This window comes from Microbacterium sp. NPDC060132, from assembly GCF_042729675.1.
GTDB classification, from domain to species: Bacteria; Actinomycetota; Actinomycetes; order Actinomycetales; family Microbacteriaceae; genus Microbacterium; species Microbacterium sufflavum.
The window spans coordinates 40,804-67,393 of record NZ_JBHWXU010000001.1 but is presented as its reverse complement, the minus strand read 5'-3'; the positions used below and the strand labels follow the sequence as shown (position 1 = coordinate 67,393).

Genomic DNA, 26,590 nt, shown 5'->3' with positions numbered 1-26,590 from the left:
GGGCTCGAGCCCCCTCGTTCGCGGGTCCGCCGACGGGTCAGACCTTCGGAGCGTGCGTCTCGATCGAGATGATCCCGGAGCCGGGATTCGTGGCGGACACGTGCACGACGGAGAACGCGCCGGTCTCCAGATCGGCGGCGCTGCTCACGTACGAGCCGCGCACGGTGCCGGTGGCGAGGGCGATCTCGGCGAGCAGAGCGGGCAGCACGGGGCCGTGGCTGCACAGCACGGCGGGCTTGCCGGAGCGGATGCGGCGCCCGACGACCGAGCGGAGGTCTGCGGTGCCGTCCTCCCACGCGTCCTGACTGATCTTCTCCGTCTTCACCGGCTTGCGGTCCAGGGCCTTCGCCAGCGGGGCGACCGTCTGCACGCAGCGCACCGCGTCGCTCGTGATGAGCTTGCGCACGCCGAACGCGCGGAGCGGACCCACGATCGCCTTGGCCTGGCGTCGGCCGCGTTCGGTGAGCGGCCGCGCGGAGTCCGCGCCGTCCCACTCCGAGCGGGGGAGGGCCTTCGCGTGTCGGAGCGCGATCACCGGGAAGGTGCGCAGGACGCCGTCATCGACGAGGGCCGCGAACGCGTCGAGGATCTCGTGGTCGACCGGGTAGCTGAGCGCGGCGCGGGCCTTCTTGACGCTGACCCACTCGAGCGCGGCGATCTCCCGGTTGGGCACGAACGTGGACGCCCGGATGGCCTCGTCGGTCGCCTCGGCCGCCCAGTAGTGCACGACCTTCTGCTTGCGTGAGGCGAGCAGGTAGCGGCTCACCCCCACGGGGACGCCGAGGGCGACGCGGATGCCCGTCTCCTCGTGCACCTCGCGCACGGCCGTCTCCGCGAGCATCTCACCGGGGTCGACCTTGCCCTTGGGGAGCGTGACGTCACGGTACTTCGTGCGGTGGATCAGCAGGATGCGCAGCTTGCCGTCGACCAGGCGCCACACCACGGCACCCGCGGCGTACACGGCCTTGTCCGCCCACTTGGAGCGGGCGATGTCCTCGGGGAGCTGGAGCTGCCGCGCCGTCATCGGACCGCCCGCGCCCGCCGGCGCCGCTGGATCATGCCCATAGTCTTGTCCTGCAGGTCGACCAGCGGCCTGCCGTCCGCGTTCACGGCGTGGCGCTCCCAGACGCCGTCGGCGCCGAGGTGCCACGACGACGTGCCATCGTCCATCGCGAGGTCGAAGAACGCCGTGAGCTCCTTGAGGTGCGCGGGGTCGGTCACGCGCACGAGCGCCTCGACGCGACGGTCGAGGTTGCGGTGCATCATGTCGGCGCTGCCGATGTAGACCTGCGGGTCGCCGCCGTTCTCGAACGCGAAGATGCGCGAGTGCTCCAGGTAGCGGCCGAGGATGCTGCGGACGGTGATGTTGTCGCTGATGCCCTCGAGGTCGGTGCGCAGGCTGCAGATGCCCCGCACCCACACGTCGACCTTCACGCCTGCGGCGCTGGCGCGGTACAGGGCGTCGATGATCTCCTCGTCCACCATCGAGTTCACCTTGATGCGGATGTGTGCGGGCACGCCCGCCTCGGCGTTGCGGCGCTCGGCGTCGATCAGGCGGATGAGGCCCTTGCGCAGGTGCAGCGGTGCGACCAGGAGGCGCTTGAACTTCTTCTCGATCGCGTAGCCGCTGAGCTCGTTGAACAGCCGGGTCAGGTCCTTGCCGACCTGGGCGTCGGCGGTGAACAGGCCGAAGTCCTCGTAGATGCGGCTGGTCTTGGGGTTGTAGTTGCCCGTGCCGACGTGGGAGTAGTGCCGCAGCAGGCCGTCCTCCTCGCGGATGACGAGCGCGAGCTTGCAGTGCGTCTTGAGGCCGACCAGCCCGTAGACCACGTGCACGCCGGCCTTCTCCAGCTTGCGTGCCCACACGATGTTGTTCGCCTCGTCGAACCGTGCCTTCACCTCGACCAGGGCGAGCACCTGCTTGCCGGCCTCGGCGGCGTCGATGAGTGCCTGCACGACGGGGCTGTCGCCCGAGGTGCGGTACAGCGTCTGCTTGATCGCCAGCACGTGCGGGTCTCGCGCCGCCTGCTCCAGGAACGCCTGCACGCTGGTCGTGAACGACTCGTAGGGGTGGTGCACGAGCACGTCGGACTTGCGGATGGCCTTGAAGATGTCGGCCCGGTTGCTCGATCCCGCCGGCTGGAACGCCACCGCGGTCGTGGGCAGGTGCGGCGGGTAGCGCAGGTCGGGACGATCGATGCGTGACAGGTCGAACAGGCCCCGCAGGTCGAGCGGTCCGGGAAGGCGGTAGACCTCCAGATCGGTGATGTCGAGCTCGCGCACGAGCAGGTCCATCGTGACGTCGTCCATGTCGTCGGTGATCTCGAGGCGGATGGGCGGGCCGAACCGGCGGCGCAGCAGCTCCGCCTCCAGCGCCTGGATGAGGTTCTCGCTCTCGTCCTCCTCGATCTCCACGTCCTCGTTGCGGGTGAGGCGGAACGCGTGGTGGTCGAGCACCTCCATCCCGGGGAACAGGTCACCGAGGTGGTTGGCGATCAGCTCTTCCAGGCGCAGGAAGCGCTTGATCTCGCCGGTGGACGGCACCTCGACGAAGCGCGGCAGCATCGGCGGCACCTTGAGACGGGCGAACTCCTGACGGCCCGTGCGGGCGTTGCGGATGCGGATCGCGAGGTTCAGCGACAGCCCGGAGATGTAGGGGAACGGGTGAGCGGGGTCGACCGCCAGCGGCATGAGCACGGGGAAGACCTGCGCGCCGAAGTAGTCGGACAGCGCGCTGCGCTCCTCGTCGGTGAGGTCGGACCACTCGGTGATCTCGATGCCGGAGTCGGCGAGGGCGGGACGCACCAGGTTGGTCCACGCGGCCGCGTGCCGCAGCTGCAGCGCGTGTGCTTCGCGCGAGATGTCGGCCAGGGCGTCGACGGGGGAGCGGCCGATGTTGGTCGGCACCGCGAGGCCGGTCATGATGCGGCGCTTGAGGCCGGCGACGCGCACCATGAAGAACTCGTCGAGGTTGCTCGCGAAGATCGCCAGGAAGTTCGCGCGCTCCAGCTCGGGCAGCGTCGGATCCTCGGCGAGCTCGAGCACACGCTGGTTGAACGCGAGCCAGCTCAGCTCGCGGTCCAGGTACCGGTGGTCGGGCAGTTGCGAGTCCGGGGACTCCACGGCATCGAAGTCGTCGTCTTCGGCGTCACCGAGGCCGGCGTCGGCGAGTGCGGGATCGATCATGGGGTACATCTAAGCACCGGGAGGTGTCGGGCGTGTGAACGCCGGTCACCCCGTGCCGACGAGGCTCTCGTCGTCGTACACGTTGAAGCGGTACCCGACGTTGCGGACCGTGCCGATGATCTGCTCCTGGTCGCCGAGCTTCGCCCTGAGCCGTCGCACGTGCACGTCGACCGTGCGGGTGCCGCCGAAGTAGTCGTAGCCCCATACCTCGCTGAGCAGCTGCTCGCGCGTGAACACTCGCGACGGGTGCGTGGCCAGGAAGTGCAGGAGCTGGAACTCCTTGTAGGTGAGGTCGAGGGGCTTGCCGTGCAGCTTGGCCGAGTACGACTGCTCGTCGATCGTGACGCCGGAGGCCTGCACGCGCGCGGGCTCGGACACCTCGTCGCGGCGGGCGATGGCGAGCCGGACGCGGGCGTCGATCTCGGCGGGGCCGGCCGTCGCGAGCAGCACGTCGTCGATGCCCCAGTCGCCGGAGAGCGCGCTCATGCCGCCCTCCGTGACGACGAGGAGGAGCGGGGCCTGCTGGCCGGTGGCGCGCAGCAGCCGGCACAGCGACTTCGCTCCGACCAGGTCGTGGCGGCCGTCGACCACCGCCACGTCGTACTCCGGAGCGTTCACGAGCTGCGCCGCTTCGGCCGGGATCTGGCGGGTGCGATGGCTGAGCAGCTCCAGCGCGGGAAGCACCTGCTCCGAGAGGGGAGCGTTGGTCAGAACCAGCACCAGGGCCACGCGCACTCCTCACCGGCGGGGGGGTTCGACGCCGTGCCGCCATGATAGCGGCCGTGGATGCGCAAGAATGGAGACATGTCAGAACCCGCCCTCGCTCCGCGCAACGCCTTCACCGGCGTGATCGTGGTGTGGGCGGTGGCCTTCGTCGGCACGATCCTGATCGGCATCTTCGCTGCGGAGGAGTGGCGCATCCCCTGGATGCTCGTCGGGTTCGGTGCCGTCGTCCTGATCTCCTTCGCGGTGCAGCTCTGGTACGGCCGCACGCAGGGGTTCATCTTCCGCGTGGCGAGCAGCGTCACCGGCGCCCTGCTGCTGATGGGGGTCATCTCGGTCGGGTTCGGGCTGGCGGCGCTCATCCCGTCCTGACGCCGATCCGGCGCGGTATGGTGGATCCATGGACATCATGGCGCTCGAAATCTTCTTCATCGGCCTCCTGGGCCTCGCGAGCCTGGCGATCGTCTTCGTGTCGGCCGTGGTGCTGCGCAACCTCTTCCGCGGTCAGCGCTGACGAGATCGTGATCGAGCTCCCGACCGACCTTCCCGCCGATCTCGTTCCGCTCTCGTGGCTGATCGGGGTCTGGGAGGGCACCGGCGTGATCGAGTACCCGGTCGGCGAGGAGCGTCTGCAGGGCGAGTTCACCCACCGCGTCAGCTTCAGCCATGACGGTGGCCCCTTCCTCAACTACGCCGCGACCGCCACCTTCACCGGCGAAGACCAGTCGGCGTCGATTCCCCTGACCGCCGAGTCCGGCTTCTGGCGCCTGGCGCGCCCGGCTGCCGCATCCGATGCGGGCCCCGCGCTGCTGCCGCCGACCGTCGCGCCGGTCGTCCGCACGGTCGACGACGTGGAGGAGCTCCGCGGACCGAACGGCGCGTTCCCGCTCGAGGTCTCGATCGCCCGCTCCGACGGCATGCTCGAGTTCTACCTCGGCGAGATCAACGGCCCGCGCGTCGACCTGGCGTCCGACGCGATCGTGCGCGGAGCGGGGACGAAGGAGTACGGCTCGGCCTCGCGCATGTACGGTCTGGTCGACGGCCACCTGCTGTGGGCCTGGGACATCGCCGCGCTCGGCACACCGCTGCGCGCGCACGCCTCGGCCCGCCTCGCGCGGGTGTGAACGGAGAGGGGCGAGCAGGCATGGGCGGGTTCGACGAGCGGAACGGGGCCGTCCTCGGCGACGGGGGCGTGGCGCACTTCGGCGATCCCTTCCGTGAGCAGCGCTGGCTGGCGGCGGGCGAGGCGCTGGTCCCGCTGGACGACCGCGCCGTCATCGAAGTGGCGGGCCCCGAGCGTCTCGGCTGGCTCGACTCCATCACGTCGCAGGCCGTCGGGCGACTCGCGCCGGGCGAGAGCACGGAGCTGCTGGTGCTCGATCCCCAGGGGCGGGTGGAGCACGCCGCCGGTGTCGTCGACGACGGCTCCGCGACCTGGCTCATCGTCGATGCGGCCGACGCGGAGGCACTGGCGGGCTGGCTCACCCGCATGAAGTTCCGCACCCAGGCCACGGTCGAGGTGCGCGACGACGTGGCGCTGGTGGGCTTCGTCGACGGGGGCGCCGCATCCGAGCGGATCCGCGCCGTCGACGGCGCCCTCGTGTGGGCGGACCCCTGGCAGCGCGTCGGCGCGGGCGGGTATCAGTACGCCGCGACCACCGAGCACCCCGGGGCCGAGCTGGCCTGGCGCATCGCCATCGTCCCGAGCGGCAGCGTGCCCGCGCTCGCCGCGACCCTCGACGACGGCGAGGTCGCCGGACTGCTGGCCGCGGAGGCTCTGCGCATCGCCGCGTGGCGACCGCGGTGGGCGTCCGAGGTCGATGAGCGGTCGCTGCCGCACGAGTCCGACTGGCTGCGCAGCGCGGTGCACCTCGACAAGGGCTGCTACCGCGGGCAGGAGACCGTGTCGAAGGTGCACAACCTCGGTCATCCGCCTCGGCGGCTCGCCGCGCTGCACCTCGACGGCAGCGACGCAGTGCTCCCCGAGCCCGGCGCTCCGGTCTTCGCGGGCGACGACGAGGTGGGGCACATCACCTCGGTCGCGCGACACCACGAGGAGGGCCCCATCGCGCTCGCGATCCTGTCGCGCCGGGCCCCGGTCGGGGATCTGGTCGTGCGCTCCGAGGGCGTCGACATCGCGGCGTCGCAGCAGGTCATCGTCCCCGCAGACGCGGGCGCCACGGCGGAGGTGCCCCGCCTGACGCGGCTGTCGCGCCGCCCGACCGCGCCGGACCCGCGCCGCACCTCGCCGTCCGCCTGAGCGGGCGTCCCGGCGTCAGGTCGTGCGCGGGGCGACCGCGTCCCACGGCAGCGTGAGCTCGCCGAGACGCCAGCGCGTGCGGCCGCCCTGCACGGGCCACCCCTGGTCGCGCAGCGCGGACACGGCCGCGAGGAACCGCTGCGTGGCGCCGAAGGTCGACAGGGGAGCCGCGCGGTCCCACTCCCGATCGAGCTCGGTGAGAAGCGCGTGGATGCGCTCGCCGGGGACGTTGCGATGGATCAGCGCCTTGGGCAGCCGCTCCGCCACGATGCTCGGACGCTCGAGTCCCTCCAGCCGCAGCGAGATCGTGAGGCGCAGCGCCGATCCATCCCGGTCCGCGTCGACCCAGCTGGCGATGCGGCCGATCTCGTCGCACGTCCCCTCCACGAGCAGACCGCCGGGGGCGAGGCGCGCCGCCATCGTGCGCCAGGCCGCGGGGACCTCGGCCTCGTCGTACTGCCGGAGCACGTTCATGGCGCGGATCACGGCGGCGCGGCGGTCGCCCGGCAGCGGCACCTCGAAGCCCCCACGCGCGAACGACACCCGCAGATCCGGCGGGAATCCCGTCCGACCCGCCCGGACCTCGGCGAGCTGTCGCATGGCCGTGGCGACGCGCGCCGGATCGATCTCCAGGCCGAGCACCTCCGCGTCGGGACGGACCCGGCGCAGGCGCGCGGCGAGCTCGAGCGCCGTGACTCCGCTGGCGCCGTAGCCGAGGTCGACCACGAGCGGATCCTCCGCGCGACGCAACGCGGTGCTCGCGGCGATCCAGCGGTCGTTGCGGCGCAGCCGGTTGGTCCCGGTCGTGCCACGGGTCGGCTGGCCGAGCGGAGATGACGCCATGCGTCCATCCTCTCCCGTGCCCGGCGCAGTCCGATCCACGGCCGCGGATAAACTGGCCGCATGACTGCGAAGCGCACCCTGATCCTGCTCCGCCACGGGCAGAGCGAGTGGAACGAACTGAACCTCTTCACCGGCTGGGTGGACGTCCGCCTGACCGAGCAGGGCAAGGGCGAGGCCCGTCGCGGCGGTGAGCTGCTCGCCGAGTCTGGCATCCTCCCCGACGTGCTGCACACCTCGCTGCTGAGCCGAGCGATCCAGACCGCCGACATCGCGCTGGACGCGGCTGACCGGCTGTGGATCCCGGTCACGCGCTCGTGGCGACTCAACGAGCGGCACTACGGCGCGCTGCAGGGCAAGGACAAGGCGCAGACGCTGGAGGAGTTCGGTCCAGAGCAGTTCCAGCTGTGGCGCCGTTCGTTCGACGTGCCGCCGCCCCCGCTCGACGACGCGAGCGAGTTCAGCCAGGTGAACGACCCCCGGTACGCGCACATCGACGGTGAGGTGCCGCGTACGGAGTCACTCAAGCTCGTGATCGACCGTCTGCTGCCGTACTGGGAGACCGCGATCGTGCCCGACCTCGAGGCTGGCAAGACGGTGCTGGTCACCGCGCACGGGAACTCGCTGCGCGGGCTCGTGAAGCACCTCGAGGGCATCAGCGACGACGACATCGCCGGACTCAACATCCCCACCGGCATCCCGCTGGTCTACGAGCTCGACGAGAACAACGCGCCCACGGGCCCCGGCCGCTACCTCGACCCTGAGGCCGCCGCCGCCGGTGCCGCCGCCGTGGCCGCGCAGGGCAAGAAGTAACGCGCACGCCCTGACGCGAGAGACCCCCTGCCGCCGATCGGCGCAGGGGGTCTCTCGCGTTCGGCGGAGCGGGCGTCAGGCGTGTCCGAGCTCCTGCTGCTCCACGGCGAGGGCGATGTCCTCCTCCTCGACGTGCCAGTCGCCCGTCGCCAGGTACACGACCTTCTTCGCGACGGCGACCGCGTGGTCGGCGAAGCGCTCGTGGTAGCGGCTGGCCAGCGTGGCGTCGACGGTGGCGACCGCCTCGCCCTTCCAGTTGTCGCTGAGTACCTTCTCGAACACGCTGGCGTGCAGCTCGTCCACGTCGTCGTCGGCGTTGCGGATCTGGTCGGCGAACTTCAGGTCCTGGGTGCGCAGCAGCTCGGCGAGCGTGCGCGAGATCTCGACGTCGAGCTCGCCCATCCGCACGAAGGTGCCCTTGAGGCCCTTCGGGATGGCGCGCTCGGGGAAGCGCAGCCGGGCGAGCTGTGCGATGTGCTCGGACATGTCGCCCATGCGCTCCAGGGAGGCGCTCACGCGCAGCGCGGTGACGACGATGCGCAGGTCGCGCGCGACCGGCTGCTGGCGGGCGAGGATCTCGATGGCCTGCTCGTCGAGCGCGACGGCCAGCTCGTCGATCTTCGCGTCGTCGGCGATGACCTCCTCGGCCAGGGCGACGTCGCTGGTGGCGAACGCGCGCGTCGCCTTGTCGATCGAGACGGTGACGAGGTCGGCGATCTCGACGAGGCGGGACTGCAGGTCCTCGAGGGACTGGTGGAAGACTTCGCGCATGGGGGCGCAACCTTTCGTTCGGATCTCTGCTGAGTCGTCAGCGCGAGGCGGCGGGGCGTCCGCACGAGTTCGGGCCTGTGCGCAGGCCTGAAGCGATTGTCTGCTCCGAAGGTTAACGAACGGTGCCCAGCGAGTGAATAGTACGTCTCGCCTCCCCGTCACGGCGCGGAAACCCGCCGGACGGGCGGTGAACGCGCTCTACGCTGGAGTCATGACCCTGCCGCAGCTCGCGCTGTCCTCCCTTGCCATCGGGCTGGTGATCGGCGTCGGGATGTCGCTTCTGGTCGTCTGGGCCTACCGGGCGAGGGCGCGTGCGGAGGAGGAGACGTCGACGTCGATCCCGCAGGGGATCACGGATGTGCTCGGCAGCATGGACGACGCGGCCTGCGTCGTCGACGCCTCGGGACTCGTGCTCGCGACCTCGCGGGCGGCGGCGCGGTTCGGCATCGAGGTCGGCTCCACGCTGGAGAACCCGGAGCTGCGGCAGCTGGTGCGCGGCGTCCGTGCGTCGGGCGACACGGCGATGGAGTCGCTGCGCATCACTCGCGGAGGGCTCAGCCTCGATCCGCGCCTGGTGTCGGCACGGGCGAGTGCGATCGGGGCGCGCCTGGTGCTGCTGATCGTGCGGGATGTCACCGAGCAGGAGCGCCTGGACCAGATGCGTCGGGACTTCGTGGCGAACACGAGTCATGAGCTCAAGACCCCGGTGGGGGCGGTGAGCCTGCTCGCGGAGGCGATCGAGTCCGCCGCCGACGATCCCGCACAGGTGCGCGTCTTCGCGTCGCGCATCTCGGCGGAGGCCAACCGGCTCGGACAGCTCACCGGCCGCATCATGAGCCTGTCCCGCCTGCAGGCGGAGGACGGCCTGACGGAGGTCGGACCCGTCTCGATCGATGAGGTCATCGCCTCGTCCATCGAGGCGCACGTCGTGCAGGCCGATTCGGCGGGGGTGGAGCTCGCCCGCGGGGGCGACCGCGGCGTGTGGGTGCGCGGCGACGCGCAGATCCTCATCGAGGCGGTGGGCAACCTGATCGCCAACGCGATCGTGTACTCCCCGCGCGGCTCGCGCGTAGGTGTAGGGGTGCGGGCCGACGACGACGTGGTCGAGATCGCCGTGTCCGATCAGGGCATCGGGATCGCGGAGGCCGACAGGGAGCGGATCTTCGAGCGCTTCTACCGTGCGGACGAGGCGCGCTCGCGCCGCACCGGCGGCACAGGGCTCGGACTGTCGATCGTGAAGCACGCCACGCAGCGCCACGGCGGCGAGGTGCGCCTGTGGTCCCGGCCGGGCCGTGGCTCCACCTTCACGATCCGTCTTCCGCAGATCGCCGCGCCGGCGAACGCCGATCGTGACAAGAAGAACAAGAAGAAGCGTGCGCGGAAAGCGGCCAGGTCGGCCGGCTCGCGCGTCCGAAACGGAGAGACCGCATGACCCGCATCCTTCTCGTCGAAGACGAGCCCGACCTCGCCGATCCCCTCGCGTATCTGCTGCGCCGCGAGGGGTACGAGGTGGAGATCGCCGAGGACGGTCCCGGTGCGATGGCGGCGTTCCGGGAGCGCGGTGCCGACATCGTGCTGCTGGACCTGATGCTGCCGGGGATGCCCGGCACCGAGGTGTGTCGTCAGATCCGGTCGACGTCGGCCATCCCGATCATCATGCTGACCGCGAAGGACTCCGAGGTCGACATCGTGGTGGGGCTCGAACTGGGCGCCGACGACTACATCACCAAGCCGTACTCGTCGCGGGAGCTGCTGGCCAGGATGCGGGCCGTTCTGCGTCGGGTCGTCCAGGCCGAGGGCGAGCTCGACGAGAGGGTGCTCGAGGGCGGACGCGTGTCGCTCGACATCGATCGCCACACGGTGTCGGTCGCGGGGGAGCAGATCAACATGCCGCTGAAGGAGTTCGAGCTCCTCGAGGTCCTGATGCGCAACTCCGGGCGCGTGCTCACGCGGGGGCAGCTGATCGACCGCGTGTGGGGGAGCGACTACTTCGGTGACACGAAGACGCTCGACGTGCACATCAAGCGGATCCGGTCCCGCATCGAGGAGAACCCGAGCGAGCCCGTGATGCTCGTGACCGTGCGCGGTCTCGGCTACCGCTTCGAGGGCTGACGACGGGGGACGCGAAGAGGCCGGCACCCGTGGGTGCCGGCCTCGTGTGTTCGTGCGGTGTCAGTCGCCCTCGGGGGCGAGGTCCGAGTAGTAGGGGAGGGTGCCGTCGAGCACGGGCACCGCGGTCGTGACGCCGGCCGAGTCGCCGGACTGGAAGTGGATGTCGACCGTGGCGCCGGGCTTCGTGTCGAGCCCGACGATGCGCAGCGGCTCCTCGTCGGAGCCGAGGCTGATGGTCTGGCCGGCGGAGACGGTGACCGTGAACGGGTCGACGCCCTCCAGGGTGATGGTGAGGGTGGCGCGGTCCTGCGTCGGGTTGACGATCGCGCCGACGAAGTTGCCGACGGAGCCGTCTTCGTTCGCGATGACCAGGGCGTTCCGCACGTCGATCGGGCCGTCCTTGTCGGAGACGTTCACGCCGTCGGAGGCCGCGTACTCGATCTTGGTCGACTGCGGCGTGATGAACGTGCACCCGGTCGCGCCGAGCAGAACGAGGGCGCTGATGGCGGCAGACGCGACAAGGCGCGATTTCACGGGTCCTCCTGAGGTCCGGCGGGATATCCGTACCCATTCTATGGGTATGTGTCAGCGGGGCGTGGACGAGGAAGCGCGAACCTTAGCGCATATCCCCTGTGGTATCCTTGAGGTTGCCGAAAGGACATGTTTTTATGCTTTTTGAGGTTGGCGAGACCGTCGTCTATCCGCACCATGGCGCTGCGACCATCATCGAGGTCAAGGAACGCGTCATCAAGGGCGAGACGAAGAAGTACCTGAAGCTCAACGTCACGCAGGGCGATCTCATCATCGAGGTCCCGGCCGAGAATGTCGACCTGGTCGGCGTCCGCGACGTGATCGGCAAGGAGGGCCTCGATCACGTGTTCGAGGTGCTGCGCGCTCCCTTCACGGAGGAGCCCACCAACTGGTCCCGTCGCTACAAGGCGAACCTGGAGAAGCTCGCCTCCGGCGATGTCATCAAGGTGAGCGAGGTCGTGCGCGACCTGTGGCGTCGCGACCAGGACCGCGGGCTTTCCGCCGGCGAGAAGCGGATGCTGGCGAAGGCTCGTCAGATCCTCATCTCGGAGCTGGCGCTGGCAGAGAAGATCGACGAGGACAAGGCGGGCACCCTGCTCGACGAGGTCCTCGCCTCCTGACTTCTTCACGACGAAAGGCGGGTGCTGCGGCACCCGCCTTTCGTCGTCTCCGCCGGTAACGTGAAGGCGTGAGCATCGTTCCCGTCCCGCACACCGCGATCATCATCGTCGCCGCCGGCTCCGGCACCCGACTGGAGGCGCGCGCCCCGAAGGCGTTCGTCGGCATCGACAACCGCACGATCCTGCGCCACGCCCTCGACGGGGTGTTCGCGGCGCAGCCCCTGCAGGTCATCGTGGTCGCGCCCGCCGGGCACGAGGGCGATGCGCAGACCGAGCTTCTCGCCGCCGCGGGCGACCGCGCCGATCTCGGCCGCGTGGTCACGGGAGGCGCCACCCGACAGGAATCCGTCGCCGCGGGGTTGGCGGCCCTCTGGGGAGACGTGACGACGGTGCTCGTCCACGATGCGGCGCGGGCGCTCACCCCACCGTCCGTCATCGATGCGGTCGCCGCGGCCGTCACGGCGCAGGCGGCCGCGCTTCCGGTGCTTCCCGTCGTCGACACCCTCAAGCGGGTGGACGGTGGCGTCGTGACCGGCACCGTCGACCGCTCCGAGCTCGCCGCGGCGCAGACGCCGCAGGGCTTCCCGCGCGACGCGCTCGAGGCGGCGTACGCGCGTGCCGCCGAGGAGGGCGCGGAGTACACGGACGACGCGGCGCTGTTCGCCGCGGCCGGTCACACGGTCCGCCTCGTCCCTGGTTCGGAGCGATCGTTCAAGATCACCACTCCCGACGACCTCGAGCGTGCCAGGGCTCTCCTCGCGACGGCGCCCCCGAGCACGGGTGCGCGGCGAGACCGCGGCGCAGGCGCTCTACCGCGCGTGGGCATCGGAACCGACGTGCACGCGTTCGGCGGCGAGGGCGACCTGTGGCTCGCCGGGCTGGAGTGGCCGGGCGAACAGCCGCTGTCGGGTCATTCCGACGGCGACGCGGTCGCGCACGCCATTGTCGACGCTCTGCTCGGCGCGGCGGGGCTGGGTGACATCGGCACCCACTTCGGCACGGCGCATCCGGAGTATGCGGGCGCGCACGCCGACGTGTTCCTGTCGGCGACGCGGCGGCTGCTCGCCGAAGCCGGCTTCTCGATCGGGAACGTCTCCGTGCAGTTCCAGGGCAACCGTCCGCGATTCAGCGCCCGCCGTGTCGAGGCGGAGCGCGCGCTGTCCGCGGCGCTCGGGGGCGCTCCCGTGTCGGTCACTGCGACGACGACCGACGCCCTGGGCTTCTCCGGCCGCGGAGAAGGCATCGCGGTCACGGCCGTCGCACTCGTGGTGCCGGTGGACGGCCCGCACCGCTGAGCCGAGCGTATCCGCGACACGATCAGGAGCGCCGCGCGCCCGCCGAGTAGGCTTGACCGGTGACCCTCCGCCTCTACGACACCCGCGCACAGCTGCTGCGCGACTTCGTGCCTCTCGACTCCGAGAACATCACGATGTACGTGTGCGGACCGACGGTGCAGTCCGGACCCCACATCGGTCACGTCAGGGCCGCGCTGAGCTTCGACCTGCTGCGCCGGTGGCTCGAGCACCGCTACGGTCGCGTCACGTTCGTGCGCAACGTCACCGACATCGACGACAAGGTGCTGCAGAACGCCACACCGGAGGAGCCGTGGTGGGCGCTGGCGTATCGGATGGAGCAGGAGTTCACCGCGGCGTATGCGGGCATCGGCATCCTGCCGCCCACCTACGAGCCCCGTGCCACGGCCTCGGTGCCGCAGATGCAGGAGCTGATCACGCGCCTCATCGACCGCGGTCACGCCTATCCCGCGCCCGACGGCTCCGGCGACGTCTACTTCGACGTGCGGTCGTGGGCGCAGTACGGCGCGCTCACGCATCAGTCGGTCGACGCGATGGAGGCGGCGGAGGATGCGGACCCCCGGGGGAAGCGCAATCCGCAGGACTTCGCGCTCTGGAAGGCGTCGAAGCCGGATGAGCCGGCCGATGCCACGTGGCGTTCGCCGTGGGGTCTCGGGCGACCGGGATGGCACATCGAGTGCTCGGCGATGTCGAAGCGCTACCTCGGCGACGAGTTCGACATCCACGGCGGCGGGCTCGACCTCCGCTTCCCCCACCATGAGAACGAGCTCGCGCAGTCGACGGCGGCGGGGGACGGCTTCGCGCGGTACTGGGTGCACAACGGCCTGGTGACGGTGGACGGGCAGAAGATGTCGAAGTCGCTCGGCAACTTCACGCTCGCCCGTGACGTGCTCGACGCGCACGACCCGCTGGTGGTGCGCTATGCGCTCGCCGCCGCGCACTACCGCTCGAGCCTCGACCTGTCGGAGTCCTCGTGGGCGGAGGCGGAGGCGGCCCTCGGTCGTATCCGTACCTTCCTGGAGCGGTCGGCGCGTGTCGCGGAGGTGGACGCCGCCGAGAGTCGCGAAGACCTGCCGCCGGCCTTCGCCGCTGCGATGGACGACGATCTCGGCGTTCCCCAGGCGCTCGCGGTCGTGCACGAGACCGTGCGGGCGGGAAACTCCGCGCTCGACGTGGGAGACCGCGACGCGGCCGCGCAGGCGGCGCGCGCGGTGTCGGCGATGACGTCGGTGCTCGGTCTCCGACCGAGCGACGCCACGCCCGCGGGCGACGCCCGGGCGGCAGCGCTGGACGCGCTGGTGCAGGAGATGATCACGCAGCGTGCGCAGGCGCGTGCGGACAAGGATTGGGCGGCGGCGGATCGCATCCGTGATGCGATCGCTGCCGCAGGAATCACGCTGGAGGACACTCCGGCCGGAACTCATTGGAGCATCGATGACTAAGCCAGGGCGCCCCGGCGCGAGCAAGGGCAAGAAGAAGGGCCCCACGAAGGGCACCGGTGGTCTCGGGCGCAAGGCGCTCGAGGGCCGCGGTCCCACCCCGAAGGCGGAGGACCGCGCATGGCACCCGGCCGGGAAGCGCAAGGCCGCGGCCGAGCGCTACGCCGCGGCGGGCGGTAAGGGCAAGCCCGGCGGGCGCCCGTCGGGTGGCAGCCCCAACCGCACGGCCCGTGCCAAGGACAACACCACCGACACCGAGACGGTGACCGGCCGCAACTCGGTGCTGGAGGCGCTGCGGGCCAAGATCCCGGCGTCGGCGATGTACATCGCGCAGCGCGTTGAGATGGACGATCGCGTCAAGGAGATGCTGTCGATCGCGACTCACCGCGACATCCCGGTGCTGGAGGTCACACGCCAGGAGCTCGACCGCATGGCGGGTTTCGACGGCGTGCACCAGGGCGTCGCGCTGAAGGTGCCGCCGTACGAGTACGCGCACCCGCAGGATCTGCTCGAGCAGGTCATCGACCGCGGGGATACGCCGCTGTTCGTGGCGCTCGACGGCGTGACCGACCCGCGCAACCTCGGCGCGATTATCCGCTCGACGGCGGCGTTCGGCGGCCACGGCATCATCCTGCCGCAGCGCCGTTCCGCCGGTGTCAACTCGGCGGCGTGGAAGACCAGTGCCGGTGCCGCCGCGCGCATCCCCGTCGCCCTCGCGACGAACCTCACCACGCAGCTCAAGGAGTTCAAGAAGCAGGGCGTGTTCGTGCTAGGGCTCGACGGCGATGGAGATGTGTCGCTGCCCGAGCTGCAGCTCGCGGATCGACCGGTCGTGATCGTCGTCGGCTCCGAGGGCAAGGGCCTGTCGCGTCTGGTGACCGAGACCTGCGACCAAATCGTCTCCATCCCCATCTCGGCGGCGACGGAGTCGCTGAACGCCGGGATCGCCGCGTCGGTCGCCCTGTACCAGGTGGCGACCGTCCGCGCGGCGGACTGACCGCACGAGAAAGGCAGAGCATGGCGCGCATCATCGTCCTCGGAGGAACCGGTTACGCCGGACGGCACATCGTGTCGGAGGCGGTGAGCCGCGATCATGCGGTCGTCGCGATCTCCCGCACGACGCCGTCCGACCCGGTCGCCGGCGCCGCATACGTGCAGGGATCCGCCCTCGACGCGGCGTCGCTGCGGGAGGCTTTCGCGGGTGCGGATGCCGTGGTGTCCGCGCTGTCGCCCCGCGGTGACATGGAGGATCGGGTACTGGAGGCCCTCACCACGGTGATCGGCGTGCTCGCCGGGACCGAGACACGGCTCGGTGTGGTCGGCGGTGCCGGCGGCAGCCTGGTCGCTCCGGAGGGGCCGAGGCTCTTCGACCTCGACTTCCCGGAGGAGTACAAGCACGAGGCGCAGGTGGGCATCGACTCGCTCGCGCTGCTCGAGGAGACCGATCCCGCGCTGGACTGGTTCTTCGTGCACCCCGCCGAGGTCTTCGGCCCCTGGGCCGAGGGGGAGCGGACGGGTCGCTACCGCGACGGCGGCGACGTGCTGGTGCGCGACGAGGAGGGGAAGTCGTACATCTCCGGCGCGGACTTCGCCGTGGCCGTCGTGGACGAGATCGAGCAGGGCAACCACCACCGCGAGCGGTTCACGGTCGGCTACTGAGGGCGGCGTTCAGACGAGGTCGCGCCAGTCGACCTCGTCCTCGTCATCGGCGAGCGAGAGCGTGCCGGTGATCACCGGGAGGCTCATGGTCTCGGTCGGCGGTCCCATGATGGTCGCTTCGTCGCGGCGGTGGCGCAGCACGTCGTTGATGTAGCTGGTCAGGACTTCCGCGAGGGGGATCGAGCGGCCCTGCGCCTGCGACAGGTACCAGCGGTGCTCCAACACCTGGTGGAACACCTCGGCGGGCTCCAGCTTGGCGCGCAGGTCGTAGGGGATGGCGCGGACGACGGGCTCGAACACGCGCGTGAGCCACTCATGCGCGTACATCTCCTCGTCCGCCCACTGCTTGGTCGAGCGGGCACGGAACTCGTCGAGGTCGTTGAGCAGGCGTCTCGCCTGGTTCTCCTCCACGTCGAGTCCCGTCAGCCGGATGAGGCGGCGCTGGTGGTGGCCGGCATCCACCACCTTCGGCTGGATCTCGACCACCGTCCCGTCGGCGGTCGTCGACATGGACATCTCGTCGATGTCGAAGCCGAGCGCGTTGAGGCGTTCGACGCGCTCGGTGATGCGCCAGGTCTCGGCTGCCGAGAACGACTCCTGCGCCGTGAGCTCCGCCCAGAGCGAGCGGTAGGAGGACACGATGCCGTCGGCGATCGCGACCGCATCCACGCCGTGCTCGAGCCGACCGCCCGCCGCGAGGTCCATGATCTCGCCCGCGATGTTCGTCCTGGCGAGGTCGAGGTCGTACGCGCGCTGGCCGTCCGTCAGGCCCTCCTCGTGAAGCTCGCCGGTCTCCGCATCCACGAGGTAGGCCGCGAACGCGCCGGCGTCGCGGCGGAAGAGGGTGTTCGACAGCGACACGTCGCCCCAGTAGAAGCCGACGTTGTGGAGGCGCACCAGGAGCAGGGCGAGCGCGTCGACGAGTCGCGTGGCCGTGTCGGGTCGGAGCACGCGTGTGAACAGCGCGCGATACGGCATCGAGAAGCGGAGGTGCGAGGTGACGAGCGCCGCGGGGAGGGGCTCGCCGGCGGCATCGGTGCGCCCGGCGATCACGGCGACCCTGGCGACGCAGGGGACGTCGAGGCGGGCGAGGTTGCCGAGCATGTCGTACTCGCGCTGCGCCATCGCGGCGGTGGTCTCCTTGACGGCGACGACCCGACCGGAGAGGTCCGCGAAGCGCACGAGATGCCGGGACAGCCCCTTCGGCAGCGACACGATGTGCTCGGACGGCCACTTGGCGAGGCTGGTCGACCAGGGCAGCGCGAGGAGCCCCGGGTCGACGGTGCTGGCGGTGATGCGCAGCGACTCCTGCATGGATGCTCCTGAGGGGAAACGAGCGCGGCGCGGGCGACCGAAGTCAGCCCGCGCCGCGGATGGTATGTCCGATCAGGCGGAGACGACCGGCTTGTCGTTCAGGCGGTCGCCCGTCTCCTGGTCGAAGGCGTGCACGTGACCGGCGTTGGCCGCGAGGGTCACGGTCTCACCGGCGTTCGGGTGGTTGCGGCCGTCCACGCGGGCCACGAGGTCGGCGCGCTTGCCGTTGATCTCGGTGTGGCCGTAGAGGTAGCCGTCGGCGCCGAGCTCCTCGACGAGGTCGACGACGACCGACAGGCCCTTGCCGTCGGCCGGACCCACGGTGATGTCCTCGGGGCGGACGCCGACCGTGACCTGCGAGCCGTTGGCGCGGCCGACCGTGTCGCGGTCGAGCGGGACGACCTCGGTGCCGAAGCGCACGCCGCCGTCGGCGAGGTCCGCCGCGAACAGGTTCATGGCGGGGGAGCCGATGAAGCCGGCGACGAAGACGTTGTTCGGCTTCTCGTACAGGTCGCGCGGCGAGCCGACCTGCTGCAGCAGGCCGTCCTTCAGCACGGCGATCCGGTCGCCCATCGTGAGCGCCTCGGTCTGGTCGTGCGTGACGTAGACCGTGGTGACGCCGAGACGGCGCTGCAGCGACGCGATCTGCGTACGGGTCTGCACGCGGAGCTTGGCGTCGAGGTTCGACAGCGGCTCGTCCATGAGGAACACCTGCGGCTGACGGACGATGGCGCGGCCCATCGCGACGCGCTGACGCTGACCACCCGACAGGGCCTTCGGCTTGCGGGTCAGGTACTGCTCGAGGTCGAGGAGCTTGGCGGCCTCCAGGACACGGGCGGCGCGCTCCTCCTTGCCGACGCCGGCGATCTTGAGCGCGAAGCCCATGTTCTCGGCGACCGTCATGTGCGGGTACAGGGCGTAGTTCTGGAACACCATCGCGATGTCGCGGTCCTTCGGCGGCACGTCGGTGACGTCGCGGTCACCGATCAGGATGCGGCCGGAGTTGACCTCTTCGAGGCCGGCGAGCATGCGGAGCGAGGTGGACTTACCACAACCGGAAGGGCCGACGAGGACGAGGAATTCACCGTCGCCCACCTCGAGGTTGAGCTTGTCGACGGCCGGACGGGTTCCGCCGGGGTAGAGGCGGGTGGCCTCGTCGAAAGTCACAGATGCCATCGTGTTTCTCCTTCACCGGCAGGTACGTGCCGGACGATCCGTAGTGAATGAAGCGGCGGAGTGACCCGCCGTGACCCGCCATCGGGTCGGGTTCAGTATGGCACGATCGGCCGTACCTGGGTATTTCTCAGCCTCACTGACTAGCATCGAATCCGGCCGCGTTCTGCGGCGATCGTCGCCGGGCGACGGTCGGGGCCAACCCGGACCCCCCGAGACTCAAGAGGAACGATGTCGAGCGACGAAACGCCGAACGTCCCCGCACCTCGCAATTCCCGCGAGGTCGTGCGGGAGAAGGCCCAGAAGGTGCACGCCCAGCAGTCGAGGGCCCGCCTGATGAGACGGATCATCATCGGCGCGGTCGCGGTGATCGCCGTCGGGGCCATCGGCACCGCGGTGACCATGGCCGTGACGTCGCAGGTCTCCAAGCCTCAGCTCAGCCCGAGCGGCATGGAGTCGGATGGCGTCGTGGTGACCGACATCTCGTCGATGGCCACCTCCGCCGAAGCCCCCGCCACGCCGACGCCCACGCCGTCCGAGGCCGGTGCCTCCGCTTCTCCCACGCCGGATCCGACCGCGTCTCAGGCTGTGGACGTGCACGTCTACGTCGACTATCTGTCGCCCGATGCGGGGAAGTTCGAGCGCGCGAACGCGCGACTGCTCGCGCAGTGGATCGAGGACGGCGCGGCAACAGTGAGCTATCACCCCGTCGCCCTGCTGACGGCCAGCTCCAACGGCACGAAGTACTCGCTGCGCTCGGCCGCAGCTGCGGCGTGCGTCGCGACGCACTCGCCCGACCAGTTCTACGCGTTCAATCACGACCTGCTCGACGATCAGCCCGAGGTCGGCAGCGACGGTCTCTCCGATCAGGAGCTGGCGAACCTCGCTGGAGCGGTCGGCGTCGACAACGGGAAGGTCGTCCGCAAGTGCATCGAGGAGGGTGACTTCGTGAACTGGGCGAAGGAAGCGACCACGCGGGCGCTCAAGGGTCCGCTCGCCGGTTCCGACGACCTGGTCCTCACCGCCGCCCCGATGATCGTCGTGAACGGCGAGGCCTATGTGGGGGCGCTCGACGACCCGCAGGAGCTGTCCACGTTCGTGATGTCGGTCGCGAGCGAGGCGTACTACGAGTCCACCTCGACCCCCACTCCGACGCCGTCGGCCACGTCGACGCCCGCGCCGTAATCGAGCGGCGCCTCCGCCATCGCTAAGCTGATGGCACCCGCCGACTTGGCGCAATTGGTAGCGCACCGTACTTGTAATACGGGGGTTACGGGTTCGAGTCCCGTAGTCGGCTCCGGACGGCAACGCCCGCCATCCCTGTATTTCCGGGGGATGGCGGGCGTTGCGTGCGTCAGGCGAGAAGCGCTGCCCATGGTTTGCGCAGACTCTGCTCGCGGGCTGCGGATTTGTGGCCGATCATGCGCTGTAGGGACCCGTGCTTCGCGTCCTTCGTCGGGCCGAGGTGTTCGAAGAACCTCTGATGTGGGCGATCCGCGTCGCCGCGCTCGTCGAAGCGGGATGACTGAGATGGGGCTTAGGCAAAGCCTCCGAACAACTCCCCATAGATGCCGGAGACAGTGGCAACGGACGCGACGCTTACGCCACCCAATACGGTCGGGGAGAAGCACACAGAGACGCTGTTGGCGCCAACTCCTGATGCGAGGCAATTCGCCGTCGTAATCGGGTACGGGCCGTCGTTGACAAGCCTTGCGGCGACTTGCGTAGTCACCAAGGAGCTGGTTCGATTCCGAACGATAGTGGCGGACTGTGTGTAGTCGCCGCTCCGCACCACGCATGTTTGAGCGCTCAGCTTCGGACCGTTGAGCGTCAAGCCGCATGTCCAGTTTGACGGTGTCGTGAATCCTCCCGGGTATGGCTGCCACACTCCTGCGGCATTGGCGGACTGTGCGGTGAACAGTCCTGCCAGAACGACGACGATCCCGAGGATTGCTCCATAGCGCTTCTTCACGTTAACTCCTCAAACGATGGTGAGCCCGGGTGGGCTTAGCCACGAACGTAGTTACGTGTCGATGTCGTCCGCTGTCCCCTTTTCGGTCTACAGACGAACCTCTCTCGCTATCAGTAGGGTAATAAACCCCCTGCTCCCGGCGGGCGGCGGTCTTCGTTTGTCAGTGCTCATGCTCGGACATCTGATCGCCGTTGAAGCCGCCACCCGTCACCGTTCGGACCCGAGAGGAATGAGCGCATCAGCCGCCGCCCCGGAATCACGCCTGAGCGGTACGTCGTGCTCTTGCATCGCACGGCCGAGTCCGATGCCGGCAGTGCGGCAGATCCGCTCACCGCTCCGCTCACCGCTCCGCTCACCGCTCCGCTCGTGCGCGACCGCGGCTCGAGTTATCACCGTCGTCGCGAGGCGCGGACTGCCCACCTGTTGCCCACGGTTGGTTTGCTGCGTAGTTGTGGGCAAAGGTGGCTATCGACGGGTCACGGTCGCCGTAATTTCGCTGCCTCGCGAGGAGCGCGAGGCGAAAAGTAGAGTTCGAGTCCCGTAGTCGGCTCCGGACGGCAACGCCCGCCATCCCTGTATTTCCGGGGGATGGCGGGCGTTGCGTCTCACAGCTCGGCGGGGCTCAGGTAGTGGAACACGGTGCGGATGGCGGTGCCGTCGATGGTGTGAATGGCCAGCCCCGGCATCGCCGTGTCGTCCGCGATCGGATTGAGCCTGCTTCCCAGTCGCATCGTGGAGACGATGCCCGGGGCACCGAGCACCGGTACCCCGGCGAACGACGCGGCGAGGGCGGAGTGCACGTGCCCGGTCAGGACGCCGATGATTCGTGCGTTCCCCACGATCAGCGCCTCCAGGTCGCTCGTGTTCTCCAGATTCCACCGGTCCGCGACGTCATGCCCGACGGGCACCGGTGGGTGATGCATCGTGAGAAGGACGGTGCCGGGGGCCGAGCTCGCTGCGTGCCGCGCGAAGTCGATCGTGTCCGGCGTGAGGTGGCCTTCGACGCGAGCATCGAGGTGTGAGTCCAGCCCGATGACGCGCACCTCGCCCACGTCGATGAAGCCCGACAGGGCCGGGTTGAGACCGGCCTGGGCCTGGGAGTGGAGCATCGTCTCGCTGTGATCGTGATTCCCGGGTACGACGATCGTCGGTATGTCCGCCGGGAGGGTCGCGAACAGTTGGGCGTACTCCTCGGCGGCGCCGTGGTCGGCAAGATCGCCGCTGAGGACGATCGCATCGACGTCGGGGAGGAAGGACACCGCTGCGAGCACTGCCTCGAGCCGGCGCAGTCGGTGCGGAGATGTGTCCAGATGCGGGTCGCTGAGGTGCGCGATCAGAGTCATGAGTCGCCCTCCGGTCGCTGGGGTGCGTCCACGAGCCCGAGGAACCCGCGGACGGCGGCGCGCATCATCTCCTCGTCCCCCGTGGCTCGCGACAGGACATACCCGCCCTGGATCACCGCCACCGCGGCCGTAGCCCGGTCGCGCGCGACGCCCCCATCGAGCCCCTGCTCTTCGAAGACGTCGGCGACGAGACCGATGAGGTCGAGGAAGTAGCGGGCGACGGAGGCGCTGAGCTCCTCGTCGGCCGCGACGAAGGGGTCAGCCGTGAGGCGACCGATACGGCACCCCGAGGTCGCCTCGCGGGGACGTTCGAGGTACGCGGCGATCCTCGCTCGCGACTCGGTGTGGGCGTTCAGGGCGTCGGAGGACGATGCCAACGCTTCATCCACCGAACGGCCGACGGCAGCGAGCGCCAGGTCGCGCTTCGAAGGGAAGTGGTGATAGAGGCTCCCGTGTCCCACACCGCTTCGCTCGATGACTTGCCGCGGGGTGGTCGCCGCCACCCCGTTGGCGGCATACAGCTGTTGCGCCGCGCGTAGCAGGGATTCCCTCGCATCTGTGCTCATAGAAGGATCATGCCATACCTAGAGGTAGGTATGGGAAGGTCGTGCGCCGCCGCGGTCGCGCCATTTGTGTAACACTTTGGCGAGTGTTATGTTACTTATGTGCAGGTGGCCGGCACCCCGCCCCGGCCACCTGCGCGCATCTGTTCAGGCCTCCTACGGCCGCCCCGTTCGCAGGAGGCTGACGATGGACGTTCCCGAGTGGCAGCAGGGCTACCCGTATTCGGAAAAGCTCTCCCGCGCCGAGTACGAGACCGAGAAGCGCCTCCTCCAGATCGAGCTGCTCAAGCTGCAGGCGCATGTGAAGCACAGCGCGGAGCGGGTGTTGGTCCTGTTCGAGGGGCGCGACGCAGCCGGCAAGGGCGGGGCCATCAAGCGCTTCATGGAGCATCTCAACCCTCGCGGGGCCCGGGTCGTCGCTCTCGACAAGCCGACCGACGCCGAGCGCACGCAGTGGTACTTCCAGCGGTACGTGGCCCATCTGCCGTCCGGCGGTGAGATGGTCCTCATTGACCGTTCCTGGTACAACCGCGCCGGGGTCGAGCGCGTCATGGGGTACTGCACCGATGAGGAGTACCAGGAGTTCCTCCGAACCGCTCCGGAATTCGAGCGGATGCTGGTGGGCTCGGGCATCCGGCTGATCAAGCTCTGGTTCTCGGTGGGTGAGGCGGAGCAGCGCCGCCGGTTCGACCGCCGTCGCGAGGATCCCGTGAAGCAGTGGAAGCTGAGCCCCACCGACATCGCGAGCATGGACAGGTGGGCCGACTACACCACGGCGAAGGAAGCGATGTTCTTCCACACGGACACCCCGGTCACGCCGTGGATCGTGGTGCGCTCGAACGACAAGAAGCGCGCACGGCTCGAGGCCATCCGCTACGTGCTGTCGCGCTTCGAATACGACGGAAAGGACGCGCGGGTCGCACACGCGCCGGACAGCCGTCTCGTCGGGCGTCCGTCGCAGATCTACGACCAGGGCGAGTCCGCCGCGTAACGACGGTGACGGAGCGGCGTCACGCGGGAATGCCGAGTATCGCGATCGCGGTTGTGATGAGCATGACCCGCATCGGCAGCAGTGACCTCGACGTCTTCCCCCTCGCCCTCGGTGGCAACGTGTTCGGCTGGACCGCCGATCGCGACGCATCCTTCGCCGTCCTCGACGCCTATGTCGACGGTGGCGGCGACTTCATCGACACAGCGGACTCGTACAGTGCGTGGGTACCGGGGAATCGGGGCGGGGAGAGTGAGGAGATCATCGGGGAGTGGCTGGCTTCGCGCCGCCCGCGCGGTGTCGTCGTCGCGACCAAGGTGAGCCAGCATCCGGACTTCTCCGGGCTCTCCGCGACCACGGTGCGCGCCGCAGCGGAGGCGTCGCTGACGCGGCTGGGCGTCGACGAGCTGGACCTGTACTACGCGCACTTCGACGACGAGACCGTTCCGCTGGAGGAGACGGTCGCCGCGTTCGGCCAGCTGGTCAGCGACGGCCTCGTGCGACACGTGGGGGTGTCGAACTACTCGGCCGAGCGCATTCGCGAGTGGGTCGACATCGCCGGGCGGCTCGGGGTCGCGCAGCCGATCGCGATCCAGCCGCACTACAACCTCGTGCACCGCAACGTCGTGGAAGACACCATCATCCCGGTCGCCGAGGAGTTCGGACTCGGGCTGGTGCCCTACTACGCCCTGGCGAGTGGGTTCCTCACCGGGAAGTATCGCTCGACCGACGCCAGCGGCGAGGCGTCGCCGAGGGCCGCGGGTGCCGCGCGCTACGCCACCGACCAGGGCCTGCGCGTCCTCGACGCGCTCGGTGAGGTCGCGCACGCCCGCGGAACCTCGATCGCCGCGGTGTCGCTCGCCTGGCTCCGGGCCCAGCCGACCGTGGTCGCCCCGATTGCGAGCGCCCGCTCCGTGGATCAGGTGCCCGACCTGCTGGAGGGCGCACGGCTCGAGCTGTCGTCCGACGAGGTGCACCGTCTGAACGATGTCTCGGCGTGGACGCCGACCTCCGCCGCCTGAGTCGTCAGTCGCCGACGAGTCCGAGCCGATGCGCGAGGATGACCGCGTGGATGCGATCGCGGGCGTCGAGCTTGGCCAGCACCCGGCCCACGTGCGTCTTGACGGTGGACTCGCCCACATAGAGAGCGCGCGCGATCTCGGCATTGGTCAGGCCCTGACCGATCGCCAGGAACACCTCCTGCTCCCGGTCGGTCAGCGAGGCGTAGCGGGACGCATCCGCGCGGTCGGGCTCCGCCGGTGTTCCGGATCCGAGCCGCGGCCCCACGTGCTCGAGCAGCAGGCGGGTGATGCGGGGGGAGAGCGCGGCGTCCCCACGGTGCACGGCCCGCACCGCTGCGAGCATCTCGTGGCGCTGCGCGTCCTTGAGGAGGAACCCGCTCGCTCCCGCGCGGATCGCCCCGAACGCGTACTCGTCCAGGTCGAAGGTCGTGAGCACGAGCACGCGGGTCTCCGGGTGGTCGCGCACGATGGCCGACGTGGCGGCGATGCCGTCGAGTTCGGGCATCCGGATGTCCATGAGCACGAGGTCGGGCGCAAGGGCCGCGCTCTGGGCGATCGCCGCGCGGCCGTCCTTCGCCTCCCCGACGACCACGATGTCGGGTTCCGACTCGAGCACCATCCGGAAGCCGAGGCGGATCAGCTCCTGGTCGTCGACGAGGAGCACGCGGATCGGCGATGTCAAGAGGGGTCCTCCGGGGTGGGTGTCGTCGCGGGGACGACCGGGCTGAGGGGCAGTCGGGCGTGCAGGCGCCATCGGCCGGGACCGTCCGGTCCGGAGTGCAGCCGGCCGTGGACATGCGCCGCGCGTTCGGTGAGTCCGCGGAGGCCGAAGCCGCCCGCGCCGACGTCGGTGCCGGAGACGCCGTCGTTGACCACCTCGACGCGGACCTCGTCGTCGGAATAGCCGATCGAGACACCGATCATCGAGACGGCAGGAGCGTGGCGCATGGCGTTCGTCACCCCCTCCTGCACGATCCGGCCCAGTGCGTGGACGACGGACGGCGGGACGTCGGCGGTGCCCGTCACCGTGAGCGTCACCGGGTACCCCGCGCGCTGGGCGGCTTCGACCGTCTCCCGCGGCTGGGCGGGCTCGACCGGCGCGAGGGGGAGCGGCGAGTCGTCGTCGCGCAGTACGCCCAGCATCGATCGCATCTCCGTCAGCGCGCTCCTGGCCGTCTCGGCAGCGGTCGAGGCTGCCGCGCGGGCCTGCGTGTGATCGGGGGTCGCGGCCGCACCCTCCGACAGGGCGACGATCACCGTCAGCGAGTGCGACACGATGTCGTGCATCTCGCGGGCGATCCGCGCGCGCTCCGCGGCCGCCGCCAGCTGGGCCTGTTGATCGCGTTCGACCAGGAGTTGCCGCGATCGGTCGATCACCGCGTCGATGTATCGCTGGCGATTGCCGACGTTCACGCCGATCAGAGTGCCGATGAGACCGAGGACCACGGTGCTCAGGACCGTGTTGAGGCCCGACTGGAGGGTGACGCCACCGGTCAGCAGCAGCGCGCCGGCGACCGCCGACACCGCGGCGACACCCCAGCCGAAGGCCGCCCAGGCCGCGCGCGACGACCCGTGGACGGCGAGGGAGAAGCCCGCGATCAGGAGCAGCGGGCTGCTGCCCGGAGAACCCGCGAGCAGAAAGAACACGTCGAGTGCATACGCCGCGACCGCCGGGAGCAGCGGGAGCCGCCGCCGCCACAGCAGCGTGGCACAGGCGGCGACGACGGCCAGGGGCCAGACGATCGCACGGACGACGGCCCACGGCTCCGGCAGAGCGTCCAGACGCGCGGCCGGTGTCAGCGTGAGCAGGACGCAGAGCGCCGTGAGGAGGACGTCGGCGACCACGGGGTGCCGCGCCCAGAAACGTCGGAACACCCCGGGCGGACGCGGAAGCCGCAGCTCCTCGTCCTCACGGATCGAGTCGCTGCGGCTGCGCGTTCTCCTCACG

General features: G+C 69.9%; 26 protein-coding genes, 1 tRNA gene and 1 pseudogene. 15 read left to right on the top strand and 13 right to left on the bottom strand.

The window, feature by feature from the left end; genetic code table 11:
- Positions 1-37: 37 nt before the first annotated feature.
- From ACFWCH_RS00360 to ACFWCH_RS00350, 3 genes are read right to left on the bottom strand one after another with little or no spacing between them, the layout of a single operon-like run.
- Entirely contained in the window at positions 38-1,024 is a 987-nt protein-coding gene (locus ACFWCH_RS00360) for an NUDIX hydrolase (protein ID WP_136031474.1), read from the bottom strand.
- Entirely contained in the window at positions 1,021-3,186 is a 2,166-nt protein-coding gene (locus ACFWCH_RS00355; RefSeq protein ID WP_136031477.1) for an RNA degradosome polyphosphate kinase, read from the bottom strand. Before ACFWCH_RS00355 ends, ACFWCH_RS00360 begins: the two co-directional genes overlap by 4 nt.
- Positions 3,187-3,231: 45 nt before the next feature.
- A complete protein-coding gene (locus ACFWCH_RS00350) occupies positions 3,232-3,915 on the bottom strand; it encodes a winged-helix domain-containing protein (protein WP_378802657.1) in 684 nt (227 codons plus the stop codon).
- Positions 3,916-3,990: 75 nt separating this feature from the next.
- On the opposite strand from ACFWCH_RS00350, the gene ACFWCH_RS00345 reads away from it, so the two are divergent.
- The 3 genes from ACFWCH_RS00345 (at position 3,991) to ACFWCH_RS00335 (ending at position 6,169) form a co-directional block, all read left to right on the top strand.
- On the top strand, positions 3,991-4,281 hold the full coding sequence (locus tag ACFWCH_RS00345; RefSeq protein ID WP_168387152.1) for a hypothetical protein: 291 nt from the start codon (positions 3,991-3,993) through the stop codon (positions 4,279-4,281).
- 149 nt (positions 4,282-4,430) lie between these two features.
- Complete coding sequence (locus tag ACFWCH_RS00340) at positions 4,431-5,033, top strand: FABP family protein (RefSeq protein ID WP_136031483.1); 603 nt, start codon at positions 4,431-4,433, stop codon at positions 5,031-5,033.
- A 20-nt stretch (positions 5,034-5,053) separates the two neighbouring features.
- Entirely contained in the window at positions 5,054-6,169 is a 1,116-nt protein-coding gene (locus tag ACFWCH_RS00335) for a folate-binding protein YgfZ (protein ID WP_136031484.1), read from the top strand.
- Between the two features lie 15 nt (positions 6,170-6,184).
- Here ACFWCH_RS00335 and ACFWCH_RS00330 read toward each other — a convergent pair whose 3' ends face one another.
- Complete coding sequence (locus tag ACFWCH_RS00330) at positions 6,185-7,012, bottom strand: class I SAM-dependent methyltransferase (protein WP_378802656.1); 828 nt, start codon at positions 7,010-7,012, stop codon at positions 6,185-6,187.
- A gap of 60 nt (positions 7,013-7,072) precedes the next feature.
- Between ACFWCH_RS00330 and ACFWCH_RS00325 the strand changes: the two genes are divergently transcribed.
- Complete coding sequence (locus ACFWCH_RS00325; protein ID WP_136045551.1) at positions 7,073-7,822, top strand: phosphoglyceromutase; 750 nt, start codon at positions 7,073-7,075, stop codon at positions 7,820-7,822.
- A gap of 75 nt (positions 7,823-7,897) precedes the next feature.
- Here ACFWCH_RS00325 and phoU read toward each other — a convergent pair whose 3' ends face one another.
- Positions 7,898-8,593, bottom strand: coding sequence for a phosphate signaling complex protein PhoU (gene phoU, locus ACFWCH_RS00320; RefSeq protein ID WP_136031489.1), 696 nt, complete (start codon positions 8,591-8,593; stop codon positions 7,898-7,900).
- A 211-nt stretch (positions 8,594-8,804) separates the two neighbouring features.
- Here phoU and ACFWCH_RS00315 point away from each other — a divergent pair, with 211 nt between their 5' ends.
- Together ACFWCH_RS00315 and ACFWCH_RS00310 are read left to right on the top strand one after the other, a co-directional pair.
- Positions 8,805-10,025 carry a cell wall metabolism sensor histidine kinase WalK gene (locus ACFWCH_RS00315; RefSeq protein ID WP_136031490.1) on the top strand — a complete coding sequence of 407 codons (1,221 nt, stop codon included), beginning with the start codon at positions 8,805-8,807 and terminating at the stop codon, positions 10,023-10,025.
- Complete coding sequence (locus ACFWCH_RS00310; protein ID WP_136031492.1) at positions 10,022-10,705, top strand: response regulator transcription factor; 684 nt, start codon at positions 10,022-10,024, stop codon at positions 10,703-10,705. The genes ACFWCH_RS00315 and ACFWCH_RS00310 overlap by 4 nt, the downstream gene beginning before the upstream one ends.
- A gap of 60 nt (positions 10,706-10,765) precedes the next feature.
- Here the strand turns inward: ACFWCH_RS00310 and ACFWCH_RS00305 are convergent, their stop codons facing one another.
- Complete coding sequence (locus ACFWCH_RS00305) at positions 10,766-11,239, bottom strand: DNA modification methylase (RefSeq protein WP_136031494.1); 474 nt, start codon at positions 11,237-11,239, stop codon at positions 10,766-10,768.
- A gap of 134 nt (positions 11,240-11,373) precedes the next feature.
- Between ACFWCH_RS00305 and ACFWCH_RS00300 the strand changes: the two genes are divergently transcribed.
- From ACFWCH_RS00300 to ACFWCH_RS00280, 5 genes are all read left to right on the top strand, one after another.
- Positions 11,374-11,856, top strand: a complete 483-nt coding sequence (locus tag ACFWCH_RS00300; protein WP_136031496.1) for a CarD family transcriptional regulator — start codon at positions 11,374-11,376, stop codon at positions 11,854-11,856.
- Between the two features lie 68 nt (positions 11,857-11,924).
- A complete protein-coding gene (gene ispD / locus ACFWCH_RS00295) occupies positions 11,925-13,151 on the top strand; it encodes a 2-C-methyl-D-erythritol 4-phosphate cytidylyltransferase (protein WP_136045552.1) in 1,227 nt (408 codons plus the stop codon).
- Positions 13,152-13,210: 59 nt separating this feature from the next.
- Complete coding sequence (cysS, locus tag ACFWCH_RS00290; protein ID WP_378802655.1) at positions 13,211-14,611, top strand: cysteine--tRNA ligase; 1,401 nt, start codon at positions 13,211-13,213, stop codon at positions 14,609-14,611.
- On the top strand, positions 14,604-15,605 hold the full coding sequence (gene rlmB, locus ACFWCH_RS00285; RefSeq protein WP_136031502.1) for a 23S rRNA (guanosine(2251)-2'-O)-methyltransferase RlmB: 1,002 nt from the start codon (positions 14,604-14,606) through the stop codon (positions 15,603-15,605). Before cysS ends, rlmB begins: the two co-directional genes overlap by 8 nt.
- Before the next feature lie 20 nt (positions 15,606-15,625).
- Positions 15,626-16,267, top strand: coding sequence for an NAD(P)-dependent oxidoreductase (locus ACFWCH_RS00280; RefSeq protein WP_136031504.1), 642 nt, complete (start codon positions 15,626-15,628; stop codon positions 16,265-16,267).
- Between the two features lie 9 nt (positions 16,268-16,276).
- Here the strand turns inward: ACFWCH_RS00280 and ACFWCH_RS00275 are convergent, their stop codons facing one another.
- Together ACFWCH_RS00275 and ACFWCH_RS00270 are read right to left on the bottom strand one after the other, a co-directional pair.
- Entirely contained in the window at positions 16,277-17,581 is a 1,305-nt protein-coding gene (locus tag ACFWCH_RS00275; protein WP_136031506.1) for a DUF4032 domain-containing protein, read from the bottom strand.
- A 72-nt stretch (positions 17,582-17,653) separates the two neighbouring features.
- On the bottom strand, positions 17,654-18,757 hold the full coding sequence (locus tag ACFWCH_RS00270) for an ABC transporter ATP-binding protein (protein WP_136031508.1): 1,104 nt from the start codon (positions 18,755-18,757) through the stop codon (positions 17,654-17,656).
- 228 nt (positions 18,758-18,985) lie between these two features.
- Here ACFWCH_RS00270 and ACFWCH_RS00265 point away from each other — a divergent pair, with 228 nt between their 5' ends.
- Complete coding sequence (locus ACFWCH_RS00265) at positions 18,986-19,939, top strand: thioredoxin domain-containing protein (protein ID WP_136031511.1); 954 nt, start codon at positions 18,986-18,988, stop codon at positions 19,937-19,939.
- Between the two features lie 39 nt (positions 19,940-19,978).
- Positions 19,979-20,051 (top strand) — tRNA-Thr (locus ACFWCH_RS00260).
- A gap of 1,280 nt (positions 20,052-21,331) precedes the next feature.
- On the opposite strand, the gene ACFWCH_RS00255 is transcribed toward ACFWCH_RS00260, so the two are convergent.
- The 3 genes and pseudogenes from ACFWCH_RS00255 to ACFWCH_RS00245 all read right to left on the bottom strand — a co-directional run.
- Positions 21,332-22,069: a metallophosphoesterase gene (locus ACFWCH_RS00255; protein ID WP_247637596.1), complete on the bottom strand. Its 738-nt coding sequence runs from the start codon at positions 22,067-22,069 to the stop codon at positions 21,332-21,334.
- Positions 22,066-22,446: a TetR family transcriptional regulator gene (locus tag ACFWCH_RS00250; protein ID WP_247637595.1), complete on the bottom strand. Its 381-nt coding sequence runs from the start codon at positions 22,444-22,446 to the stop codon at positions 22,066-22,068. The genes ACFWCH_RS00255 and ACFWCH_RS00250 overlap by 4 nt, the downstream gene beginning before the upstream one ends.
- A gap of 36 nt (positions 22,447-22,482) precedes the next feature.
- Positions 22,483-22,635 (bottom strand): annotated as a pseudogene (locus ACFWCH_RS00245) (TetR/AcrR family transcriptional regulator); the annotation flags it as partial.
- Between the two features lie 184 nt (positions 22,636-22,819).
- Here ACFWCH_RS00245 and ppk2 point away from each other — a divergent pair.
- Complete coding sequence (ppk2, locus tag ACFWCH_RS00240) at positions 22,820-23,623, top strand: polyphosphate kinase 2 (RefSeq protein ID WP_378802654.1); 804 nt, start codon at positions 22,820-22,822, stop codon at positions 23,621-23,623.
- 62 nt (positions 23,624-23,685) lie between these two features.
- Complete coding sequence (locus ACFWCH_RS00235) at positions 23,686-24,642, top strand: aldo/keto reductase (RefSeq protein ID WP_247638848.1); 957 nt, start codon at positions 23,686-23,688, stop codon at positions 24,640-24,642.
- A gap of 4 nt (positions 24,643-24,646) precedes the next feature.
- Here ACFWCH_RS00235 and ACFWCH_RS00230 read toward each other — a convergent pair whose 3' ends face one another.
- On the bottom strand, positions 24,647-25,324 hold the full coding sequence (locus ACFWCH_RS00230) for a response regulator transcription factor (RefSeq protein WP_136031517.1): 678 nt from the start codon (positions 25,322-25,324) through the stop codon (positions 24,647-24,649).
- Entirely contained in the window at positions 25,321-26,589 is a 1,269-nt protein-coding gene (locus tag ACFWCH_RS00225; RefSeq protein ID WP_378802653.1) for a sensor histidine kinase, read from the bottom strand. Before ACFWCH_RS00225 ends, ACFWCH_RS00230 begins: the two co-directional genes overlap by 4 nt.
- Position 26,590 lies beyond the last annotated feature (1 nt).

Bases quoted from the DNA above. Each gene is read 5' to 3' on its own strand.
- ppk2 (WP_378802654.1), top strand. From the start codon at position 22,820: ATGGACGTTCCCGAGTGGCAGCAGGGCTACCCGTATTCGGAAAAGCTC.
- ACFWCH_RS00275 (WP_136031506.1), bottom strand. From the start codon at position 17,581: ATGCAGGAGTCGCTGCGCATCACCGCCAGCACCGTCGACCCGGGGCTC.
- ACFWCH_RS00270 (WP_136031508.1), bottom strand. From the start codon at position 18,757: ATGGCATCTGTGACTTTCGACGAGGCCACCCGCCTCTACCCCGGCGGA.
- ACFWCH_RS00360 (WP_136031474.1), bottom strand. From the start codon at position 1,024: ATGACGGCGCGGCAGCTCCAGCTCCCCGAGGACATCGCCCGCTCCAAG.
- ACFWCH_RS00335 (WP_136031484.1), top strand. From the start codon at position 5,054: ATGGGCGGGTTCGACGAGCGGAACGGGGCCGTCCTCGGCGACGGGGGC.
- rlmB (WP_136031502.1), top strand. From the start codon at position 14,604: ATGACTAAGCCAGGGCGCCCCGGCGCGAGCAAGGGCAAGAAGAAGGGC.
- ACFWCH_RS00280 (WP_136031504.1), top strand. From the start codon at position 15,626: ATGGCGCGCATCATCGTCCTCGGAGGAACCGGTTACGCCGGACGGCAC.
- ACFWCH_RS00315 (WP_136031490.1), top strand. From the start codon at position 8,805: ATGACCCTGCCGCAGCTCGCGCTGTCCTCCCTTGCCATCGGGCTGGTG.
- ACFWCH_RS00355 (WP_136031477.1), bottom strand. From the start codon at position 3,186: ATGATCGATCCCGCACTCGCCGACGCCGGCCTCGGTGACGCCGAAGAC.
- ACFWCH_RS00265 (WP_136031511.1), top strand. From the start codon at position 18,986: ATGTCGAGCGACGAAACGCCGAACGTCCCCGCACCTCGCAATTCCCGC.
- ACFWCH_RS00235 (WP_247638848.1), top strand. From the start codon at position 23,686: ATGACCCGCATCGGCAGCAGTGACCTCGACGTCTTCCCCCTCGCCCTC.
- ACFWCH_RS00310 (WP_136031492.1), top strand. From the start codon at position 10,022: ATGACCCGCATCCTTCTCGTCGAAGACGAGCCCGACCTCGCCGATCCC.
- ACFWCH_RS00325 (WP_136045551.1), top strand. From the start codon at position 7,073: ATGACTGCGAAGCGCACCCTGATCCTGCTCCGCCACGGGCAGAGCGAG.
- ACFWCH_RS00345 (WP_168387152.1), top strand. From the start codon at position 3,991: ATGTCAGAACCCGCCCTCGCTCCGCGCAACGCCTTCACCGGCGTGATC.
- ACFWCH_RS00255 (WP_247637596.1), bottom strand. From the start codon at position 22,069: ATGACTCTGATCGCGCACCTCAGCGACCCGCATCTGGACACATCTCCG.
- phoU (WP_136031489.1), bottom strand. From the start codon at position 8,593: ATGCGCGAAGTCTTCCACCAGTCCCTCGAGGACCTGCAGTCCCGCCTC.
- ACFWCH_RS00330 (WP_378802656.1), bottom strand. From the start codon at position 7,012: ATGGCGTCATCTCCGCTCGGCCAGCCGACCCGTGGCACGACCGGGACC.
- ACFWCH_RS00300 (WP_136031496.1), top strand. From the start codon at position 11,374: ATGCTTTTTGAGGTTGGCGAGACCGTCGTCTATCCGCACCATGGCGCT.